We start from the raw sequence: 20,022 nt of genomic DNA, 5'->3' as shown, positions 1-20,022 counted from the left end.
GGGTGCTGGGATGAGTGCCGGTATTCGGGCGATACTAATGCTCCAAAGGCGCGCGAATTCCAACCTCGCGGCGGCAAGTTCCTGATATATGGTAGAGCTTCCCGATTTTGCTCCCTCTGCCCTGCTCGTACTGGGCATAGAGACGAGCTGCGACGAGACCGCCGCCGCGGTCGTCGCGCGCAATGCGGAAGGCGCTGGCCGCATTCTATCCAATGTCGTGCTGTCCCAATTCGACAGCCACGCCATTTATGGCGGCGTCGTACCGGAAATAGCCGCCCGCGCGCACACCGAATGCCTTGATCTCCTGGTTCAGAAGGCCCTCGACGAAGCGGGCGTTTCCCTAACCGATCTTTCGGCCGTCGCGGCATCGGCTGGACCCGGCCTCATCGGCGGCCTGATCGTCGGCGCGACCAGCGGCAAAGCCCTGGCGCTCGCCACCGGCATACCCTTTCTCGCCATCAACCATCTCGAGGCCCATGCGCTGACGGCCGGCCTGACCGACGCCATCCGCCCTCCGTACCTGATGCTTTTGGTATCGGGCGGACATACGCAGATCCTGTGGGTCGAGGGTGTCGGCCGCTATCGCCGGCTGGCGACGACGATTGACGATGCGCTCGGCGAGGCTTTCGACAAAACGGCTAAGTTGCTGGGCCTCCCCATGCCCGGAGGTCCGTCCGTCGAGAAGGCAGCTCTCAACGGCAATCCGCGACGCTTCAACCTCCCCCGCCCGATGATCGGACGCGAAGACCCGCATTTCTCGTTTGCCGGCCTCAAGACCGCGGTCCGCCATGCCGCCGCAAAAATCTCACCCCTCTCCGAGCAGGATATTGCCGACCTCTGCGCATCGTTCCAGGCAGCCGTTTGTGACAGCGTCGCCGACCGGGTGAGATTGGCGATACGTTCCGTCCTTCCGCTGTTGCCCGAGGGAACGCCGCGAAACTTCGTCGCCGCAGGCGGCGTCGCAGCCAACAAGGCGTTGCGATCAACCCTCGTCGGGATTTCGGATGAGTTCGGTTTCGCCTTCCGCGCGCCGCCTCTCGAACTCTGCACTGACAACGGCGCGATGATTGCCTGGGCCGGAGCGGAACGCCTGGCGCTTGGGCTCGTCGACGGGCTAGACTCCCCCGTCAAGCCGCGCTGGCCGCTTGATCCCGACGCAGCGAAAGCAGCAGGAGCCGGCGTAAAAGCCTAGCGGCAGCGGCCGTCAGAATTGCGTGCTAAGCTGAAGCGGATTTGATCTCGGGGGCACGCTTGCAAATAAATTCGGTGAGCATTGTCGGCGGCGGCGCGTGGGGCACGGCGTTGGCACAGACGTTGGCGCATGGCGGCATCAAAGTTACGCTTTGGGCGCGCGAGCCCGAGGTCGTCGATGACATCAACGAGCGGCACGTCAATCGGACCTTCCTGTCCGGCGTCAGCCTCAATCCCGCGATCCGCGCGACGACCGACCTTTCGGCGGTAGCCAGAGCGGACGCTCTTCTCGCCGTCGTCCCCGCGCAGCATTTGCGGAGCGTGATGGGCAAACTCGCCAAACAACTGGCGGAGAACACGCCGGTCATCATCTGCGCGAAAGGTATCGAGCAGGCGACGGGCCGATTCATGGGCGACGTCCTCGAAGAAGCCGCACCGCAGGTACTGCGCGCGGTGCTTTCCGGTCCAAGCTTCGCGGCCGATGTCGCCCGCGGCTTGCCCTCGGCGCTGACACTCGCATGCCGCAACGAAACCACCGGCCGCGCGCTGACAGCGGCGCTTTCCTCGCGGCAAATGCGTCTCTATTGGTCGAGCGACGTGCTCGGCGCGGAACTCGGCGGCGCCGTGAAAAACGTCCTCGCCATCGCGGCCGGCATCGTCGAGGGCCGCGGCCTCGGAGCGAGCGCTCACGCAGCGATCGTGACGCGCGGCTTCGCCGAGCTTCGCCGCTTCGGCGAAGCGATGGGCGCGCGACCGGAAACGCTTCTCGGCCTCTCCGGGCTCGGCGATCTCATCCTGACTTGCGGCAGCGCCCAGTCGCGCAACATGTCGCTCGGACGCGCTCTCGGCGAAGGCCGCAGCCTCGGCGAGTTCCTCGGCGCGAGGGTATCCGTGGCGGAAGGCGTCTACACCTGCGCGGCTCTTGTCCGCCTTGCACACGAGAAAGGTGTCGAGATGCCGATCGCCGAAGCCGTGCACGGGATCATTGAAGGCCGGCTTCTCGTCGATGAAGCAATCACGGCATTGATGCAGCGGCCACTGAAGGCGGAAGACTGAGCAGACCCGCGCCGGCTTCCTAATCTTCTGCGACCTTTTGCAACGAGTGCACGATATGCGCCCACGCAAGCGCCGATGATCCGCTATGGGCGCACTTGCGGGGCCGATGAGCATTTCCATTATTCCGAAAGCGAGTGCTCACCCGCAGACTGCCTTTACCGAATATCAAGGCATTGCTGACATAACGATCAAACAGATTGGCAACGCGATCCAAGAGGTCGCAAGCCCGCCGCTCGACAGAGCCGCCAAAGTTTCGTGTCGCGTCTAAAACCCCATGCTTTCCGAGCATGGGGTTTTTGCTTTTACAGGCATTCGCTTGAGCAACCCGCCGTTTCGGGCTAGCACCATGCCCCCTACGTAAAGGCCAAGCCCATGACCGCCTTCTGGCTCTTGAAATCCGAACCCGATGTCTTCTCGTGGAACGATCTGGTTTCCCGCGGACCAAAGGGCGAAGCGTGGGACGGCGTTCGCAATTATCAGGCTCGCAACAACATGCGGGCGATGAAAGTCGGCGATCTCGGATTTTTCTATCATTCGAACGAGGGCAAGGAGATCGTCGGCATCCTGCGCGTCATTTCGCCCGCGCATCCCGAAGCGAAAGACGATACCGGCAAGTGGGAGTGCGTCGACGTTGCAGCGGTCACACCGGTGCCGAAGCCTGTCGGCCTTGATGCCGTCAAAGCCAATCCCAAGCTTTCCGCCATGGTGCTCGTCAACAATTCGCGTCTCTCGGTGCAACCCGTGTCCGCCGAAGAATGGAAGGAAATCTGCAAAATGGGCGGTGTCGATCTAAAAGCGCTCAAGGGCTCATGACGGGCCGGCTCGATCCCGCTGATCCTAGAAGCGCCAAACGGTTCATCGTCGAAAATACCAAGCCCATCGCACCACCCCTGGTCCCCGAGATCACGTTGCGGCTTGCGGAAGAGTCGCTGCCGATTTGGCAAAAGACCGAAGACGAACTCGGCGAGCTTAACGTACCCCCGCCCTTTTGGGCTTTTGCCTGGGCCGGAGGCCAAGCGGTCAGCCGATACCTGCTCGATCATCCCGAGATTTGCCGGGGCCGGACCGTTCTCGACATCGGCGCGGGCTCCGGAATTTCTGCAATCGCAGCCGCCAAGACTGGCGCCGCCCGGGTCCTCGCCGCAGATATCGACGGCTTGGCTATCGCCGCCTGCGCCATAAACGCCGAAGCCAACGCCGCCTCGATCGAAACCACCGATGCCGATCTCCTTGCCGGAGAACCGCCGGCAGGCAGCGTGATTATCGTCGGCGACCTCTTTTATGAGCGCCAACTGGCCGGCCGCGTCGTCGAATACATCGACCGGGCAAAGGCCCTCGGATGCTCGGTGTACATCGGCGATCCACGTCGAAGCTATTTTCCGGACGGACGGTTTACACCGCTCGCAGAATATCAAGTCCCGGTAACCCGGGAACTCGAGGATTACGACATTAAGCGCACGACTGTGTGGGGCGGATAGGTCTTGCGGCAGTGCGGTATCAAATCGCGGAATTTTTTTCTGATGTGGCTCGTCGGGGCACCATCGAGCATGTTGTGAAGCGGCGCTGGCCACAGCATAATACGGGAAATGGCCGCTACGCAGACGGCCAACCGGAGGAGCGCTTCTAATGTCGGAAAAAGTTTACGCCGTACCGCCCCAATGGGCGGAGCGGGCTTATGTTAACGCTGATTCCTATGAGGCGATGTACGAGCGGTCGGTTGCCGACCCCGAGGGCTTCTGGTCGGACGCCGGAAAGCGGCTCAATTGGATCAAGCCGTATACGCGCGCCAAGAACACGAGCTTCGCCCCCGCCAACGTCGACATCCGCTGGTACGAGGATGGCACGCTTAACGTTTCGGCTAACTGCGTCGATCGCCACCTCGAAAAGCGGGGCGATAAGGTCGCTATCATCTGGGAGGGCGACAATCCCAACGAGAGCGAGCAGATCACATATCGCCAGCTCCACGAGCGCGTGCAGCGTTTCGCCAATGTGTTGAAGAAGCACGGCGTCAAGAAAGGCGACCGCGTAACGATCTACCTGCCGATGATTCCGGAGGCTGCCTACGCGATGCTTGCGTGCACGCGTATCGGCGCCGTCCATTCGATCGTATTCGGCGGCTTCTCGCCGGACAGCTTGCAGAACCGCGTCGAGGACGCGGATTCAAAACTCATCATAACGGCCGATGAAGCGCTTCGCGGCGGCAAGCCCGTTCCGCTGAAGAAAAACGCTGACGCCGCGCTCGCCCGATGCAAGGGCGACGAAAAGATGCTGGTCGTTCGCCGCACCGGAAATCCCGTGCCGTGGACGGATGGCCGCGATTTCTGGCTGCATGAAGAATTGCTCACCGTTCCTGCCGAATGCGAGCCGCAGGAAATGCGTGCCGAAGACCCGCTTTTCATTCTCTACACGTCGGGTTCGACGGGTAAGCCGAAAGGCGTCGTACACACGACAGGCGGCTATCTCGTCTACGCGTCGATGACGCACCAATACGTCTTCGACTACAAGGAAGACGACATCTATTGGTGCACCGCCGATATCGGCTGGGTTACCGGACACAGCTACATCGTATACGGACCGCTTGCGAACGGCGCGACGACGCTGATGTTCGAAGGCGTGCCGACTTATCCCTCGGCATCGCGGTGCTGGGACGTGGTCGACAAGTGGAAGGTATCGATCTTCTATACCGCGCCGACTGCCATCCGCGCCTTGATGGGTGCGGGCGACTCGTTCGTCAAAGGCTCCAGCCGGGCGTCCCTGCGTCTCCTCGGCTCGGTAGGTGAACCGATCAATCCGGAAGCCTGGGAATGGTATCACCACGTCGTCGGTGAGGACCGGTGCCCCATCGTCGACACGTGGTGGCAAACCGAAACCGGCGGCATCCTCATCACGCCGCTTCCCGGCGCCACAAAATTGAAACCTGGTTCAGCGACGAAGCCCTTCTTCGGCATTCGCCCGGCGCTGGTGGACGACAAGGGTCAATTCCTTGGCGGCGAAGCGCAAGGCAATCTCGTCCTTCTCGATAGCTGGCCCGGACAATCGCGAACCATCTACCGCGACCACGAGCGGTTCGTTCAAACCTATTTCTCTTCCTATCCGGGGATGTATTTCACAGGCGACGGCTGCCGCCGCGATAGCGATGGCTATTATTGGATCACGGGTCGCGTGGATGACGTCATCAACGTCTCGGGCCACCGCATGGGAACGGCCGAAGTCGAAAGCGCGCTCGTCTCCCACCCGAAAGTTGCAGAGGCCGCGGTCGTCGGTTATCCGCACGATCTCAAGGGCCAGGGCATCTATTGCTATGTAACGCTCAACATCGGCGAAAGCGGCGACGAGGCACTGAAGAAAGACCTCGTTGCCCACGTCCGCCGCGAAATCGGGCCGATAGCCTCGCCGGATCTCATCCAGTTTTCACCCGGACTGCCGAAAACGCGCTCGGGCAAAATCATGCGCCGCATCTTGAGAAAGATTGCGGAGGACGATTTTGGCAGCCTGGGAGATACCTCGACGCTATCCGATCCGGCCGTGGTCGACGATCTGATCACCAATCGCCAGAACAGGCGCGTGATCTAGCGCTCGAACCACTCAAAGACCATTGGCGGCGGCATCAGAAATCCGAGGTGATGCCGCCCTTCTCCCAATCGCCGAAACGTGTCGGATCGGGCCCGTCTCTGCCGCCGACCTCACGGGGGGGCTTGGGCTCGGCCGCCAGCGCGATACGCCGCGCTTCCGCCTCTTCCAGCGCCCGCTTGGCTTCCGGTGTCAACACGCGCGGTGCAGGCTGGGCGTCGTCTCGCTGGTCTTCGCCAGCCCGAACTTCGCCTGTGCGATCTTCGCCTGTGCGATCTGCGACCGTCATTATGACAAACGTCCTTTAACCGGCGGTTCCGCGAGCTTTTTCCGCCCGTCGCCTTTATGGAATACTTCAGACACCATATATACGCGGCTGTAAGGTTGCAGACTAGCTTAAGGACCACGTGTCGCGAGTATGATCAAATGCCTATGAACTATGCCAAGACCGCGCTTTTGCTGGCGGCGATGACAGCCATCTTCGTCGCCCTCGGCGCTCTCATCGGCGGCCAGGCCGGCCTTGTCATTGCATTCTTCATCGCGCTCGTAATGAACGCGGTGAGCCTGTGGAAGTCCGACTCCATCGTGCTCCGCATGTTCAACGCCCAGGAGGTCAGCGAAACCTCGGCTCCCGAGCTTTATTCGATGGTCCGCGATTTGGCACGCAACGCCGATTTGCCGATGCCGCGCGTCTACATCATGAACAATCCGCAGCCCAACGCCTTCGCAACAGGGCGCAGCCCTTCGCATGCCGCCGTCTGCGCATCGACCGGCCTTCTGGAGACGCTGAACAAAGATGAGATTGCAGGCGTGCTCGCGCACGAGCTTGCACACGTCAAGAACAGAGACACGCTGACCATGGCAGTCGCCGCAACCATCGGCGGCGCGGTTTCGATGGTCGCGCAATACATGCAGTTCGGCATGCTGTTCGGCGGCAACCGTGGTAACGATCGTGGCGCACTCGGCGCGATCGGCACGCTGGCCGCCATCGTTCTCGCGCCGATGGCAGCTGGTCTCGTGCAAATGGCGATAAGCCGCTCCCGCGAATATCAAGCTGATCGATTGGGCGCGATGATTTGCGGCAAGCCGCTTTGGCTCGCCTCGGCGCTGCGGAAAATCGACAGCTCCGCCCGCCGCATCCCCAACGATCAGGCTGAAGCCATTCCAGCGGCCGCGCATATGTTCATCATCAATCCTCTGAACGGCCACGGCGTCGATAATCTTTTCTCGACACACCCGAATGTTGTAAATCGCATCGCCGCGCTTGAGGCGCTGGCGCGCGAGATGGGCGCAACCGGAATGGAAACGTCTGGTCGCAGCAGCCGTCCGGGTGAAGTCTGGATCGGTGGTCAGAATTATACCAAGCCACCGAACCCCTGGGGCTGAAGTGTCAAACAACACAAATCGAAATGGCCCTCGCACGGCTGCAGTTCGCCCGGGCGCAGCGCGAGCGCACGGCAAGCGCGACCACAAGCCGAAGACGGCTGCCGCCCGCCCGCCCTCGCCCGCCGCCGATGGCCTGAAGACGCGCGACGCCGCCGTCTCCGCGCTCTTTTCCGTTCTGATTGAACACAAGCCCTTCGACGACGTCTTCGCGAGGGCGTCGGCGACACGCGATCTTGCTCCCCGCGATCGTGCGTTTGCGCGTCTCATAGCGACGAGCGCTCTGCGCAATCGCGGCGCGCTGCAGGCCGTACTCCGCACCTACATCGCTAAACCGCTCCCCGAACATATCGGCCGCTTGGACGAAATTCTCCTTGCCGCCGCGGCCCAGCTTCTTCTGCTGCAAACGCCGCCGCACGCAGCGATTTCGCTTGCAGTCGATCAGTGCCACGCCGACACGAACGGCAAGCGCTTTGCAAATCTCGTCAACGCTGTCTTGCGCCGCCTGAGCGAAAGCGGGCCCGGCCGCCTCGCGTCTCTCGATAATGTTGCGCTGACATTTCCTGAGTGGTTGCTCGCGCGCTGGAGCGCCGCTTACGGCCCAGCCGAAGCACGCCAGATCGCGCGCGCATCATTGGTCGAACCGGCCCTCGATATAACGGTCAAATCCGATCCGGAAATGTGGGCGGAACGCATCGGCGCCGTCGTGCTTCCAACGGGTTCGATAAGATGCGCTCAAGCCGGACGCGTCGAAGAGCTGCCTGGATACGATGAGGGCGCGTGGTGGGTGCAGGACGCCGCCGCGGCTCTTCCCGTCAAGCTGTTTGGCGATGTCGCGGGCCTCTCCGTGCTCGACCTGTGCGCGGCGCCCGGAGGCAAAACAGCCCAGCTCGCGGCCCTCGGTGCGAACGTCACGGCTGTCGACAAATCCGCCGGACGATTGTCACGCCTCGGAGAAAATCTCGCGCGCCTCGGGCTCTCAGCGAACACTGTCGTCGGAGACGCGCTGACATTCACGTCCGAGACGAAATTCGACGCGATCCTGCTCGATAGCCCTTGCACGTCGACGGGCACGATCCGTCGCCATCCCGATATCTTGTATCTGAAGCGCCCGGAGGACGTTCCCGCTCTGGCTGCGCTGCAGGCCAAGCTGATCGACCATGCCGCTGGCCTTTTGAAGCCGGGCGGTATGCTCGTTTATTGCACGTGTTCTCTGGAGCCGGAGGAAGGCGAAAAGCAAATCGATGCTTTTCTCGCCCGTCATGCCGATTTCGCACGCCGCCCGATCACGCTGGATGAAGCAACGATTCCGCTGTCGTGGAGAACGAGCGCGGGCGATCTCCGGACGCTGCCGTCGCACTTCGCGGATATGCCGGAAGGCCTCAGAGGTCTCGACGGCTTTTTCGCGGCATCTCTGGTGAAGTCGCCCTGAGCTGACGGTGAGCTAACAGTATGTTGCACCCGCGCGCCTTGTTTTGGCGCGGGTCCAGGGATAATTCAAACGTCTGATCGAGCCGATTTTCGCGCAACGTCGCAGGAGCGTTTCCCCTTGGGCCTCAATGTCACGGAACGGCTGAAGATCCGCTCCCTTTCCGTTGAGCGCCTCCGCCGCCGGGCCGTGACGTTCACACTGTCATCGCCGTTGATGCGTTGGCGCTACGCGGGTAACGGCGCCGATCAGATCCTGATCGTACCGCAAGAACTGCGCGCCGCTGATCCAAGCTTTTGGACAGAGATTGCACACGGCCACTTCGGACTGGCGTCCGAGATCGCAGACCTCAAGGGTGCGTCCGCGTTCCGAGTGACGCCTCCGAGCATAGCCTGGGAGCGGGAACTCCACGGGTTCGGCTGGTTACGCCACTTGGCAGCGACCGAAGAAGAAGAGGCGGCAGCGGCCGCACGAGAGCTTGTTCTCGAATGGATCGCTCTGAAGCGGATCTCGCACGGCATCGCTTACGAGCCCGAGGTCATCGCACGGCGGCTGATCTCGTGGATTTCTCAAGCCAACATGCTGCTCGAAAACTTGGACGCGCGCTCCTATACGCAGATCATGTCGAGCGTGGGCCAGCAGATCGTCGCGCTCCGGACGACGTGGAGAAACGCACCGGACGGTGTGCCGCGCATGGTCTGCCTGATTGCGCTCGTCCTGACGGGACTTGCCGTTTCCGGCCACGACCGGCAACTGAAAGAGGCGGAAGCCGCACTGATCATCGAGTTGAAGCGCCAGATTCTCGACGACGGTGGCCACGTCAGCCGCAGCGCGAGCGTCCTCTCCGATCTCGTCCTCGACCTGCTGCCATTAGGGCAATGCTTCTCCTCGCGCGCGCTTGTCTCCCCCGACGAGATCAACACGGCGGTCAAGAAGTCCTTGCGGTTTTTGCGATTCATGCGCCTTGGCGACGGCATGCTCGCGCGCTTCAACGGCGTCAGCACAGGCTCCCCGGCAGCGCTCGCAACCGCACTCGGCTATTCCAGCGGCGAACTCGACTTCATGCCGGTCGCTCATTCGTCGGGGTATGCCCGGCTCGAACGAGGCCGGACAATCGTTTTCGCCGATGTCGGCTCCCCTCCCCCGCTCGAACTTTCGACACAGGCTCAAGCAGGCGCCCTCTCGTTCGAAATGACCTCGCGACAACATCTGATTTTCGCCAACGGCGGATTTCCAGGCCCCGCCGATCGCGACTGGGATTCCGTTGCGCGCGCGACTGCCAGTCACAACACGCTCTGCCTCGGAGAAACGTCGTCCTCCCGCCTCATCCGCCACGAGCAGCTGGAATCGATGGTCGACGGCCTACCGATCAGGGAACCCGATTCCGTTGCGTTCGAATTTACGGATGGCGCCGAACAAGCCCTGCTGAACGCGAGCCATGACGGCTATCTGAAGCGCTTCGGGTTGATCCATGTGCGCCGCCTCGCGCTTTCCGCCGCGGGCGACAAACTCGAGGGCATCGACAGCCTCGAACCGCCGAAGGGGACGCTGCGCCTGAAGCAGGATCTCCCCTACGCCATTCATTTCCATCTTCACCCCGATTGCGTCTGTCTTTCCGCCGGACACGGCGTTTGCCGCATTACCCTCCGCGACGGCGAAAGCTGGCTCTTCTCGGCCGCCGACGACACCGCTCAAATGTCGATCGAAGAAAGCTTGTTTTTTGTCGACAGCGCCGGCCCGCGGCCGAGCCTGCAGATCGTCCTCCGCGGTACGACCTACGGCGAAACGCACGTCCGCTGGTCGGTCCGCATGGAACGGCCGAACGACCGGCAAATCTGAGCGCCCAAAAGCACGACCAGAACGCGCCCAGAACGCGCGCGTCCAGATCAAACGCGAGCAAAGCGAGGCCAATCGCGCGTCAGATCCACGCGCGGGATAGCCTTGTCCGGCGCACCGTGCTAACCGCGCACGAGCGAACAACTGGGATGCACATGGCCGATCAACGGATACGCCGAGCCCTCCTTTCAGTCTCCGACAAGACTGGGCTCATTTCTTTCGCAACGACCCTGGCGAACCGGGGCATAGAGCTTGTCTCGACGGGTGGCACCGCCGCCGCGCTGAAGGCCGTTGGCCTGGCCGTAAAGGACGTCTCGGAGCTGACAGGCTTCCCCGAAATGATGGACGGCCGCGTCAAGACTTTGCATCCGAAAGTGCACGGCGGTCTCCTCGCCATTCGCGGCAACGCCGTTCACGATGCGGCAGCGCGCAAACATGGAATTTCGCCGATCGATCTTCTCATCGTTAACCTCTATCCGTTCGAAGCGACGGTCGCGAAACAAGCATCCTACGATGACTGCGTCGAGAACATCGACGTCGGCGGCCCGGCGATGATCCGCGGCGCCGCGAAGAATCACGAGAGCGTCACCGTCGTCGTCGAACCGGCCGATTACGATCGCGTGCTGGAGGAAATCGCAGCCAACGACGGCGCAACGACACTCGCATTGCGCAAGGCCCTCGCCGCCAAGGCATTCGCACGCACCGCGGCCTATGACGCCGCGATCAGCAACTGGTTCGCGCGCGAGATCGGCACACCGGCACCCGATTACCGCGCGTTCGGCGGCAAGCTCTCGCAAGCGCTCCGCTATGGCGAAAACGCCCACCAATCGGCAGCACTTTACCTCTCCGCCGAAAATCGCATTGGCGTCGCGACAGCCGAACAGCTTCAGGGCAAGGAACTCTCGTACAACAACATCAACGACACGGACGCGGCCTTCGAACTCGTCTCCGAATTCGATCCCGCCGTACCGGCAGTCGCCATTATCAAGCATGCCAATCCGTGCGGCGTCGCGACCGGAACGTCGCTTGCCGAGGCTTACCGCAAGGCGCTCGCCTGCGATCCCGTCAGCGCATTCGGCGGCATCATCGCACTCAATCAGCCAATCGATGCTGAAGCCGCTAACGACATCACGAAGATCTTCACCGAGGTCGTCATCGCCCCAGGCGCATCCGACGAAGCGAAAGCCATTTTCGCGACCAAGAAAAATCTCCGCCTGCTGCTGACGAGCGGACTCGCGGACTCGCGTGCGGCGGGCCTCAACTTCAAATCCGTCGCCGGTGGCTTCCTCGTTCAGTCGCGGGACGCGAGCAATGCCGATGACCTCGAATTGAAGGTCGTCACCAAACGCGCCCCGACCGAAGCCGAGCTCAAAGATCTGCGGTTCGCCTTCAAGGTTGCGAAACACGTGAAGTCGAACGCCATCGTCTACGCGAAAGGCGGCGCGACCGTTGGCGTCGGCGCTGGTCAGATGAGCCGCGTCGACTCGGCACGCATCGCCGCCTGGAAGGCCACCGAAGCCGCGAAAGCTCAGAGCATTAACGAGCCGCTGACCGTTGGATCGGTCGTCGCTTCCGACGCATTCTTCCCGTTTGCCGATGGGCTGATCACCGCGGCCGAAGCCGGCGTTACCGCCGTCATCCAGCCGGGCGGGTCAATGCGCGATGATGAAGTCATCAAGGCCGCCGACGAGCGCGGCCTGGCGATGGTCTTCGCCGGCGTCCGCCACTTCCGGCACTAGGAAGCCTCACCGGGCAGGACGTGTCCGCACGAACAGCATCATGAGGGCGCCGATGGCGAGAAAGGCCAGCACGGCCGACATGCCAATGCGCTGACTGCCGGTGTGCAGGGTCACGAATGCAACGGCGAGCGGCGCCAGGAATGCCGTTACCTTTCCTGAAAACGCGAAGAGCCCGAAGAACTGCGTGATCTTCTCGGGCGGCGCGATACGGGCAAGCAGCGACCGGCTGGCAGCTTGAACGGGCGCAGCGACGACGCCGACGAGGATGGCGAAGGCGAGGAACACCTGCTCGCCGGGCGACGAAAATGGCGTCGCGCCGATAACCTTCTCGGCAACTTCCGTCGTGTAAAGAATGTGATTTTTATCGACCGACAGAATGCCGAGCGCGCCTGCGATCAACGCCAACAGCGCGACGACGATGACGGTCTTCGGCCCGAGCCGGTCGTCGAGCCATCCACCGAATAGCGCACCGAATGCGCCGACCAGTGTCAGGACTATCCCGAAAATTCCAAGCTCGAGCGGTCCCCAGCCGAATACGGACGCACCGTAGATGCCGCCGAAAGCGAAGATGGCCGTCAGCCCGTCCGTGTAGAGCATGCGCGCGATCAGAAAAATCAGAACGCTCGGCATCGCGGGAAGCGACTTGATCGTGTCCCAAAGCTCAGCCGTCGCAGAACGCTCCGGATGCGCGCCAACGGCCCGCCGCCGGTCCGGTACGAAGAGGAAAAATGGAATGATGAAGATGGCGAACCAAATCGCGGCGAACGGCCCGGTGATGCGGTCGCCCTGATGCGCGCCGCCGTCAAGCTTCAACAGCGGATCGAGCCCGAGAAGCGTTGTCGCTTCACCGGGTATCGGCACCAAGAGGCCGGCAACGAGCGCCAAACTGACGAGACCGCCGAAGTAGCCCACCGCCCAGCCCGTACCCGACAGACGGCCAAGCTCGTCGCGGGGCACAAGGCCCGTCATGATAGCGTTCGAGAAAACGCTCATCAGCTCGGCGGCGAGCGTCGCCATCACGAAGCCCGCGAGCACGATGAGAATGGTCGTCAGATTTGCATCCGGCGTGCCGAGCCACAGAGTGCTGAGGCCCGCAAGGAATACGAGCGACAGGCAGGCCATCCATGGCTTCCGCGAGCCGCGCCCGTCGGCTGCGGCGCCCAATAGCGGGCTGAGGATAGCGATCAGCAGTCCGGCGACGGCCGCCGCATACCCCCACAGCGCCTGGCCACAAGCGGCCTTCTCGCTACCTTCGGCGATCAACGTGCCGCAAGTTGAATTCTGCACGACCGCATTCGCGAAATAGGGACCGAACAGAAACGTCTGCACCAGCGTGTAATGCGGCTGCACGGCCCAATCATAAAGCATCCACGAAACGCGGGCGCGGAGGGGAGCGCGGACCACATCACCCGTCGCAACAGCCGACGCTTGCTCGTCAGAACCGCCGATATCGATCGTCGCCATGTTTTCCCCTCTTCGATCCGCCCGGCCGCGCCACCCGTCACTTAGCCCGGAAGTGTGTCAGCTCCGTAAGACGATAAGGTGATCGGGGAGCTCATTCGGATCGGCGTCGCCCGGCGGGAAGTGCGCAGCAAGCTGATCGCCGATTTGTTTTATCGCGTGCTCGAAACCATCGACCGCGCGCCCCGCGCCGATTTCGGCCGTAAGCTGATCGACGATTTTCTGCCAAGTTCCTTTCGGAACCAGCGCATCGATGCCGCTATCGGCAATGATTTCGACACGCTTTTCAGCGAGCGACACGAAAAGCAGGACACCGGTCCGGCCCTCGGTCGTGTGCAGGTTCTGCGCGAGAAACTGCTCGCTCGCACGCCGTCGCGTGTTCGCATTCAAAATCGACTTCGGCACGAGCGAGATGCGCACGCGCGGATGCCACGCGAGCGCCAGCAGGCCAAGAAAGACAAGAAGCTGAATGAGAAAGATCATCTGCACCGGCATCCACGTGAAATGGATGAACGGCCAGGGAATGATGAGGGCCAGGACCGCGGCCCACATGAACGGGATATGTTGATAGCGGCTACTCTGATCCGCAACGACGGCAACGATCTCTCCCGACGTTTTGCGTTCCGCCGCCGTGATGGCTGCGGAGATGCGCTCTTCGTCGTTGGCACTGATTAAGCTCATCGCGCGCGACCGCCTTTTTGCATCGAATTCGTTTGCCCCTACCAGCTTCCCGAAGCGCCGCCGCCACCGAAGTCGCCGCCGCCTCCAGACCAGCCGCCGCCACCACCGCCGCTGGACCAGTCGCCGCCGCCTCCCCAACTTCCCGAGCCGCCGGGAATGACGACAATTCCGCCCCGGCGCCGTCGCGAGCCGGGCATTCCCGCTTGCACCGCTTGCGCTTGCCGGTAATTGACCCAGATGACGAAGGCGACAATCATCAGAAAAATGGCGAGATGGACGATCGCCCACGGATCGTCTTCCGGCGCCCGCCCGCCCTCGGCGCGACGCTTCACTTCCTCGCTGTCGCCGAGAAGAACCGACTTGATATCGCGGATGCCGTCTTTGATGCCGCCCGCAAAGTCCCCACGCCGGAACTTCGGAAGAATGGCATTCTCGATGATGAGCGTCGACATCGTGTCCGTCATGAACGGCTCGAGCCGGCGGCCAACCTCGATCCGAACCTTGCGATCGTTCGGCGCGACGATGAGGAGGACGCCGTTGTCTTTGCCCTTCTGACCGATCCCCCACTTCCGGCCCAAGCCGACGCCGTAATCCTCGATCGGATAACCCTGCAGGGATTTGACGGTGACGACGGCGAGCTGATCGGTCGAGGTATCTTCGAGCGCTGCGAGATCCTTTTCGATCTCGGCCTTATCTTCGGGTGACAGCAGACCAGCCTCATCGGTCACGCGACCGGCGAGGTTCGGATAGACGGGCTCAGCGAAAGCCGGCGCGAAGAGCACGGGCAAAGCCGCCAACAGCAAGACCAGCATCGCGCGCAGCATCGCGCGACGCCCATCATGCAGCGTGAAAGACCGAGCGGCGGTGAAAGCGCCAGCCATCGGACGAGTTCCTAGCAAAGTTGCAGGCTTTGAGCGCTATGGCTTGCTGAAATCGACCTTCGGAACCTTCTGTTCTTCAGGCGAGATATCGAACGTCGCCATTTCCTTCGCCTGCGGATAAAGCGCCACCTTCCACAAACGGCCGGGGAAGGTCGAGATCTCGGTGTTATATCTTCTCACTGCTTCGATGTAGTCGCGCCGTGCGATGGCGATGCGGTTTTCAGTACCGGCAAGCTCGCTTTGCAGCGCAAGGAAGTTCTGCCCCGACTTGATATCGGGATACCGTTCGACGACCGCCATCAGGCGCCCGAGAGCGCCGCTGAGCGTTGCCTGCGCGTCCTGGAATTTTTTCATTGCTTCCGGGTTCGTCAAAATGTCGGGAGGCAACTGGATATTCGTCGTCTGCTCACGCGCCTTCGTGACGTCGGTCAGAACGCTCTTCTCCTGATCCGCGAACCCTTTCACGGATGAAACGAGGTTCGGAATGAGATCGGAGCGGCGTTTGTACTGGTTCTGCACTTCGCTCCAAGCAGCCTTGGCTTGTTGCTCGTAAGTCGGAATGGTGTTGACGCCGCATCCCGCCATCGAGAGGCCCGCCACGATGATCGCGAGGAACGCGATCGGACGGGCAATGAAAGTTCTTGTCATTGCGATCATGATTTGACGTTCCCCATCATTGAACGGAATCTCTTTCGACAGCCGCTAGTGGACGTGCCGATACGGAGTTTGCAACTCGCATGTTGGTATGGGCTTTCCCGATGGCATTCAAGCGACACCGCGAATACTTCAGCCCATGTAACAGCTAACGGCTTTACCAAGTTGTGGACCAAACCTGCGAGGCAGGTAGCCTTTGCGGTAATCTGAACTTGCCGCCCGAATACTTGAAATTACCGCCGAAAGTCTGACGCCTCGGCTTATCACCAGACATCTATTGGGATTTTCGACGAATTCGCGACGGCGAGCGTGGGCAGTTTGATGGACTTCGTGAGGTCAGGAATGCGGAAGTTTGCAGTATCGGCTTCGGTCCCCATGTCGCTGGTTGCTTCGCTGGTTGTATTGGCGACGGGGCCAGCTTCCGCCGCCAGCAATCGCTGCGGCGAACGCGCCGTCGCCTGCTACGACAAGGTCAGAATTCCTGAGGTCTACACGACCAGAACACGCCACGTGCTCGTCCGGCCCGGCTGGCGCGAAGTTGTGGCGACGCCTGCGGTTGTCAGGAATGTCGCCGTTCCGGTCGTCATGCGTCCCGCCCAATGGCGAACGGTGACGACGCCGCCCGTCTACGGCACGAAACTTGAGCGCGTAATCGTCAGTCAGCAAACCAAACGCTCGGAATTCATTCCGCCCGTCACGCGGCGCGTAGAGCAGACTGTCGTCGTCTCGCCCGGCGGCTTCGCCTGGGAACGTCGCATCGGACCCGACGGCCGGGAAAAGCTGTGCAAGGTGAAAGCGCCGCCCGTTACGAAGACGATCGCGCGAGACGTTGTGGTTAGTCCGGCTCGACGCATTATCTACGTGACGCCCGCAGTCTACGGCGTCGCCCCGCGAACCGTTATGATCAAACCCGCAACTGCCACGCGCGTTTATGAGCCACCAGTCCACGGCGTGATCAACAGATCGATCGTCGTTCGCCCGGCTGCAGCTGAAGTCGTGGATCACCCGGCTGTCGTCTCGGTCCAGCGTGAGCGCGTTCTCGTGCGCGAAGGCGGATACGGTTGGGTGCGATCGAAATAATCGCCCGCAGCCTGCTCCGGGTGCTCGAATAAAACGTCCGCCTGCTGCATTGTTCAATTGCGAAATTCGCCCTCGTGCACCGGCCCCAAGTTGCATAAGTGACACCGAACAAGTGCGGAAATAGCACGGTATTTGGTAGTGGATGCCCATATCTGCGAAGCAGCATTGCGGCAATCGCATTAGAACCAGCGCAGGTCGATCCCAGTTATTTGCGTAGAGCGATCAATGAGGTCGTTTCGCAAATTGATATGGGAGCTCGATATGGACGGTTGGAAGAAAGCTCTTGGCGGCGCCTTAGCCGCAATTGCCGTCGCCGGCTTCTCGGCGAGCGCTGAGGCGCGCGGCGGACACGGCGGTCATTTCGGCCACGGCTTCGGTCATGGCGGGTTTGCCCACGGATACGGAGGCCATTGGCGCGGCCATCGCGGATGGGGCGGAGGCGGCTGGGGATGGGGTCCGGCTATCGGATTCTACGGCCCCTATTACGACGACTACGCCTATTACGATGATTATCCCTACGACGACTATTACTATCGCCGCCGTCATCACCGTTATTATTACAGATAAGCGATCGACCCCGGCCCCCATTGGGGCCGGTTTCGTATCTCGCGCCCGCCCTCACGGATTTTCGGCGGCTAATGCGGCGGACAATGCCCGCGGAGATGTGAAGGAGATATCGAAGTGTATGGGAGTTGCGGCCATTAGTACCGGAATACTGAAGATAAGGACGACCATAATTCCGCAGGCCAACGCCGCTTGAAGAAACTGCACGTAGCGTTTCAACACTGTTGCACCCTTTCCTATCAGCGCGGATGCATTTTCCTCCGGGTGTATGGCCCGAGCGAGTCGTGAGCGAGTCGCAAGAACGGCGCTGCGACGATAGAAATACGGCGCCCGTGGGCGCCGTACTTGAACTTACCACCAGCGGCAGTGACGATGCCCGTGTCGCCACCAGCAATGGCGGTGATGCCGCCAATAGACGTTTTGGGCTACCGGCGACTGGCCGGAAAGCAGCTTGAGCGTATTCACATCGCTGCTGACCGAAGCTGCGTTTGCAATTCCGGCTCCGAGAACCATCGCGACGGCCGCGAGGGCGACACCCAACGTAGTCTTCATGAGGCTTCTCTCCTTGGTTACGAGCGTCGTTTTGACGCCAAGTGAGGAGCTACCTATAGCGACGGGGCCTCGTCCGCTTTCCATACGTTTTCGTAAAGCGAGCGGTGGTCGACTTATATCGGAATGGAGTGTTGCATCGGCGACGAATTGATTTCGCGCGATATGGCGTTGCACAATTCTTGCTGATTTCAGGAGGTATTCTGAAATCTTGTGATACTGGAGCGGGCGAAGGGATTCGAACCCTCGACCCCGACCTTGGCAAGGTCGTGCTCTACCCCTGAGCTACACCCGCATGTCCAGCAGCATCAGCGCCTTGCGGCGGTGGAAGACCCGCCTTATGGCGCAAGTGAGAAACCAATGCAAGGCCCCTTCATAACGAGAATGCGGTCGCTGGTTGAGACATAATGTAAGACCCTCCTCGCAACTTGCTTCCATCCGAATGATAACGTCCCGATCTCAGCATGAGCGACCCCATCGATGCCCCACACGCGCGAGCAACTTTTCTCGGTTTTGGATCACCTCGGAATTCAGACGAAGACGGTTGAGCATCCGCCCGCCTTTACCGTCGCCGACAGCACATCGATCGAGATCGCGCTCCCCGGCGCGCACACGAAGAACCTTTTCCTCAAAGACGATAAAGGAGCGCTCTTCCTCGTGATCGCCAACACCGAGACGCGAGTGGACCTCAAAGCGCTCTCGAAGAGGCTCCCCGCGGGCCGGTTTTCGTTCGGGAAGCCCGAACTGCTGCTGGAAGCGCTTGGCGTGACGCCCGGCGGCGTGACGGCTTTTGCCGCCATCAACGACACTGCGCAGCGCGTGAAGATCGTGTTTGACCAGGCTCTCATGGCCGCGGACACCATCAACTGTCATCCGCTGGAGAACACCGCGACCACCAACATTGCACGGGAAGATCTTTTGCGGTTCATTCAAACTACCGGCCATGATCCCCATGTCATGGTATTGACCGCCTCTTGAAGGTCTGAGCGGCGGCGAGGAGATTGGGTCAATGGAATTCGGTGACAAGAGTTTCGCCGGCGCCCCGGGCGCGGCGGACATCGTAAAGGACGCGACGACCGCGTCCTTCAAGGCAGACGTTCTGGACGCGTCGAAATCGGTCCCGGTTATTGTCGACTTCTGGGCATCGTGGTGCGGGCCGTGCAAGCAATTGACACCGCTGATCGAGAAAGTCGTTCGCAGTTATCGGGGCAAGGTTCGCCTCGTGAAAGTCAACGTCGACGAAAATCAGGCGATTGCCGCCCAGCTACGCGTGCAATCGCTCCCGACGATCTACGCCTTTCGCGACGGCCAGCCGGTTGATGGATTTGTCGGCGCGCAACCGGAAAGCGCCATTAAGACCTTCATCGACCGCCTCGTCGCCGATGATGCCGAACTGGGCATTACCGAAATTTTGAAGGCCGGCGAAGAGTTGCTTGAGCAGGACGACCTGCAGGGCGCAGCTGAAGCTTTCGCGTCCGTCCTTCAGGAGGACAGAACCAACGCCGAAGCCTTGGCCGGCCTCGCGAGCTGCTACATGAAAAGCGGCGACGTCGAGCGCGCCAAGCAAACCCTGGCCCTCGTCCCGCCCGACAAGCGGGAGCTGGCTGTCGTCAAAGGCATCGAAGCCGCTATCCTGCTGGCCGAGAAGGGCGCCGACACCACCGACCTCACCGCTTTGCGGGCACGGGCGGCTAAAAACCCGGCCGACTACCAAGCCCGCCTCGATTTGGCGGTCGGGCTGGCCGCCAGGGGCGACAGGGAAGAGGCCCTTGAACTTCTGCTCGATCTCGTCAGGATGGACCGGAAGTGGAACGATGAGGCGGCCCGCAAGCAACTCCTGCAGTTTTTCGACGCGTGGGGCCCAAAAGACCCGCTTGTCGCAGACGGCCGGCGGAAGCTCGCATCGATCCTGTTCAGTTAGTTTTTCGGCACAAAGCGGAGACGACCG

Annotated in this window: 19 protein-coding genes and 1 tRNA gene; 13 read left to right on the top strand and 7 right to left on the bottom strand. The window is 61.5% G+C overall.

Features of this window, described 5'->3' with window-relative positions:
- Positions 1 to 121 precede the first annotated feature (121 nt).
- The 5 genes from tsaD to acs all read left to right on the top strand — a co-directional run bounded on the left by tsaD (position 122) and on the right by acs (position 5,820).
- Positions 122 to 1,192 carry a tRNA (adenosine(37)-N6)-threonylcarbamoyltransferase complex transferase subunit TsaD gene (gene tsaD / locus BM399_RS17265; protein ID WP_177228211.1) on the top strand — a complete coding sequence of 357 codons (1,071 nt, stop codon included), beginning with the start codon at positions 122 to 124 and terminating at the stop codon, positions 1,190 to 1,192.
- A 59-nt stretch (positions 1,193 to 1,251) separates the two neighbouring features.
- Positions 1,252 to 2,247, top strand: coding sequence for an NAD(P)H-dependent glycerol-3-phosphate dehydrogenase (locus BM399_RS17260; protein WP_244531324.1), 996 nt, complete (start codon positions 1,252 to 1,254; stop codon positions 2,245 to 2,247).
- 372 nt (positions 2,248 to 2,619) lie between these two features.
- On the top strand, positions 2,620 to 3,060 hold the full coding sequence (locus BM399_RS17250) for an EVE domain-containing protein (RefSeq protein ID WP_092868949.1): 441 nt from the start codon (positions 2,620 to 2,622) through the stop codon (positions 3,058 to 3,060).
- Complete coding sequence (locus BM399_RS17245) at positions 3,057 to 3,725, top strand: class I SAM-dependent methyltransferase (protein ID WP_092868948.1); 669 nt, start codon at positions 3,057 to 3,059, stop codon at positions 3,723 to 3,725. The genes BM399_RS17250 and BM399_RS17245 overlap by 4 nt, the downstream gene beginning before the upstream one ends.
- A gap of 148 nt (positions 3,726 to 3,873) precedes the next feature.
- Positions 3,874 to 5,820, top strand: a complete 1,947-nt coding sequence (gene acs / locus BM399_RS17240; RefSeq protein WP_092868947.1) for an acetate--CoA ligase — start codon at positions 3,874 to 3,876, stop codon at positions 5,818 to 5,820.
- 34 nt (positions 5,821 to 5,854) lie between these two features.
- On the opposite strand, the gene BM399_RS17235 is transcribed toward acs, so the two are convergent.
- The gene (locus BM399_RS17235) at positions 5,855 to 6,106 is read right to left on the bottom strand and encodes a DUF1674 domain-containing protein (protein ID WP_092868946.1); all 252 of its coding nucleotides are present in this window, start codon (positions 6,104 to 6,106) and stop codon (positions 5,855 to 5,857) included.
- A 137-nt stretch (positions 6,107 to 6,243) separates the two neighbouring features.
- Here BM399_RS17235 and htpX point away from each other — a divergent pair, with 137 nt between their 5' ends.
- The 4 genes from htpX to purH all read left to right on the top strand — a co-directional run bounded on the left by htpX (position 6,244) and on the right by purH (position 12,204).
- Positions 6,244 to 7,203, top strand: coding sequence for a zinc metalloprotease HtpX (htpX, locus tag BM399_RS17230; protein WP_177228195.1), 960 nt, complete (start codon positions 6,244 to 6,246; stop codon positions 7,201 to 7,203).
- Between the two features lies 1 nt (position 7,204).
- Positions 7,205 to 8,632, top strand: a complete 1,428-nt coding sequence (locus BM399_RS17225) for an RsmB/NOP family class I SAM-dependent RNA methyltransferase (protein ID WP_092868944.1) — start codon at positions 7,205 to 7,207, stop codon at positions 8,630 to 8,632.
- Between the two features lie 117 nt (positions 8,633 to 8,749).
- Entirely contained in the window at positions 8,750 to 10,468 is a 1,719-nt protein-coding gene (locus BM399_RS17220; RefSeq protein WP_092868943.1) for a heparinase II/III family protein, read from the top strand.
- A gap of 152 nt (positions 10,469 to 10,620) precedes the next feature.
- On the top strand, positions 10,621 to 12,204 hold the full coding sequence (gene purH / locus BM399_RS17215) for a bifunctional phosphoribosylaminoimidazolecarboxamide formyltransferase/IMP cyclohydrolase (RefSeq protein ID WP_092869182.1): 1,584 nt from the start codon (positions 10,621 to 10,623) through the stop codon (positions 12,202 to 12,204).
- Between the two features lie 6 nt (positions 12,205 to 12,210).
- On the opposite strand, the gene BM399_RS17210 is transcribed toward purH, so the two are convergent.
- The 4 genes from BM399_RS17210 to BM399_RS17195 are packed head-to-tail and all read right to left on the bottom strand — an operon-like array spanning position 12,211 to position 15,884.
- Positions 12,211 to 13,668, bottom strand: a complete 1,458-nt coding sequence (locus tag BM399_RS17210) for an MFS transporter (protein WP_092868942.1) — start codon at positions 13,666 to 13,668, stop codon at positions 12,211 to 12,213.
- 57 nt (positions 13,669 to 13,725) lie between these two features.
- Positions 13,726 to 14,346, bottom strand: a complete 621-nt coding sequence (locus tag BM399_RS17205; RefSeq protein ID WP_092868941.1) for a TPM domain-containing protein — start codon at positions 14,344 to 14,346, stop codon at positions 13,726 to 13,728.
- 38 nt (positions 14,347 to 14,384) lie between these two features.
- Positions 14,385 to 15,227, bottom strand: coding sequence for a TPM domain-containing protein (locus tag BM399_RS17200; protein WP_092868940.1), 843 nt, complete (start codon positions 15,225 to 15,227; stop codon positions 14,385 to 14,387).
- 36 nt (positions 15,228 to 15,263) lie between these two features.
- On the bottom strand, positions 15,264 to 15,884 hold the full coding sequence (locus tag BM399_RS17195; protein WP_092868939.1) for a LemA family protein: 621 nt from the start codon (positions 15,882 to 15,884) through the stop codon (positions 15,264 to 15,266).
- 339 nt (positions 15,885 to 16,223) lie between these two features.
- On the opposite strand from BM399_RS17195, the gene BM399_RS17190 reads away from it, so the two are divergent.
- Together BM399_RS17190 and BM399_RS17185 are read left to right on the top strand one after the other, a co-directional pair.
- Complete coding sequence (locus BM399_RS17190; protein WP_143117851.1) at positions 16,224 to 16,961, top strand: hypothetical protein; 738 nt, start codon at positions 16,224 to 16,226, stop codon at positions 16,959 to 16,961.
- Between the two features lie 225 nt (positions 16,962 to 17,186).
- On the top strand, positions 17,187 to 17,528 hold the full coding sequence (locus BM399_RS17185; protein ID WP_177228194.1) for a hypothetical protein: 342 nt from the start codon (positions 17,187 to 17,189) through the stop codon (positions 17,526 to 17,528).
- A 348-nt stretch (positions 17,529 to 17,876) separates the two neighbouring features.
- Here the strand turns inward: BM399_RS17185 and BM399_RS17180 are convergent, their stop codons facing one another.
- Positions 17,877 to 18,077 carry a hypothetical protein gene (locus tag BM399_RS17180; RefSeq protein ID WP_143117850.1) on the bottom strand — a complete coding sequence of 67 codons (201 nt, stop codon included), beginning with the start codon at positions 18,075 to 18,077 and terminating at the stop codon, positions 17,877 to 17,879.
- 217 nt (positions 18,078 to 18,294) lie between these two features.
- A tRNA-Gly gene (locus tag BM399_RS17175) sits at positions 18,295 to 18,369 on the bottom strand.
- Positions 18,370 to 18,554: 185 nt separating this feature from the next.
- On the opposite strand from BM399_RS17175, the gene BM399_RS17170 reads away from it, so the two are divergent.
- On the top strand, positions 18,555 to 19,052 hold the full coding sequence (locus BM399_RS17170; protein ID WP_092868936.1) for a prolyl-tRNA synthetase associated domain-containing protein: 498 nt from the start codon (positions 18,555 to 18,557) through the stop codon (positions 19,050 to 19,052).
- A gap of 31 nt (positions 19,053 to 19,083) precedes the next feature.
- The gene (gene trxA, locus BM399_RS17165; protein WP_092868935.1) at positions 19,084 to 19,995 is read left to right on the top strand and encodes a thioredoxin; all 912 of its coding nucleotides are present in this window, start codon (positions 19,084 to 19,086) and stop codon (positions 19,993 to 19,995) included.
- Positions 19,996 to 20,022: the final 27 nt, after the last annotated feature.

It is taken from the genome of Hyphomicrobium facile, assembly GCF_900116175.1.
GTDB classification, from domain to species: domain Bacteria; phylum Pseudomonadota; class Alphaproteobacteria; order Rhizobiales; family Hyphomicrobiaceae; genus Hyphomicrobium_B; species Hyphomicrobium_B facile.
The sequence above is the reverse complement of the archived record's forward strand: the minus strand, read 5'-3'. Positions and strand labels throughout refer to the sequence as shown.

Excerpts from the sequence above, each read along its gene's own strand:
- BM399_RS17250 (WP_092868949.1), top strand. The coding sequence starts at position 2,620 with ATGACCGCCTTCTGGCTCTTGAAATCCGAACCCGATGTCTTCTCGTGG.
- BM399_RS17245 (WP_092868948.1), top strand. The coding sequence starts at position 3,057 with ATGACGGGCCGGCTCGATCCCGCTGATCCTAGAAGCGCCAAACGGTTC.
- acs (WP_092868947.1), top strand. The coding sequence starts at position 3,874 with ATGTCGGAAAAAGTTTACGCCGTACCGCCCCAATGGGCGGAGCGGGCT.
- BM399_RS17235 (WP_092868946.1), bottom strand. The coding sequence starts at position 6,106 with ATGACGGTCGCAGATCGCACAGGCGAAGATCGCACAGGCGAAGTTCGG.
- htpX (WP_177228195.1), top strand. The coding sequence starts at position 6,244 with ATGCCTATGAACTATGCCAAGACCGCGCTTTTGCTGGCGGCGATGACA.
- purH (WP_092869182.1), top strand. The coding sequence starts at position 10,621 with ATGGCCGATCAACGGATACGCCGAGCCCTCCTTTCAGTCTCCGACAAG.
- BM399_RS17210 (WP_092868942.1), bottom strand. The coding sequence starts at position 13,668 with ATGGCGACGATCGATATCGGCGGTTCTGACGAGCAAGCGTCGGCTGTT.
- BM399_RS17205 (WP_092868941.1), bottom strand. The coding sequence starts at position 14,346 with ATGAGCTTAATCAGTGCCAACGACGAAGAGCGCATCTCCGCAGCCATC.
- BM399_RS17200 (WP_092868940.1), bottom strand. The coding sequence starts at position 15,227 with ATGGCTGGCGCTTTCACCGCCGCTCGGTCTTTCACGCTGCATGATGGG.
- BM399_RS17195 (WP_092868939.1), bottom strand. The coding sequence starts at position 15,884 with ATGATCGCAATGACAAGAACTTTCATTGCCCGTCCGATCGCGTTCCTC.
- BM399_RS17190 (WP_143117851.1), top strand. The coding sequence starts at position 16,224 with ATGCGGAAGTTTGCAGTATCGGCTTCGGTCCCCATGTCGCTGGTTGCT.
- BM399_RS17185 (WP_177228194.1), top strand. The coding sequence starts at position 17,187 with ATGAGGTCGTTTCGCAAATTGATATGGGAGCTCGATATGGACGGTTGG.
- BM399_RS17180 (WP_143117850.1), bottom strand. The coding sequence starts at position 18,077 with ATGAAGACTACGTTGGGTGTCGCCCTCGCGGCCGTCGCGATGGTTCTC.
- BM399_RS17170 (WP_092868936.1), top strand. The coding sequence starts at position 18,555 with ATGCCCCACACGCGCGAGCAACTTTTCTCGGTTTTGGATCACCTCGGA.
- trxA (WP_092868935.1), top strand. The coding sequence starts at position 19,084 with ATGGAATTCGGTGACAAGAGTTTCGCCGGCGCCCCGGGCGCGGCGGAC.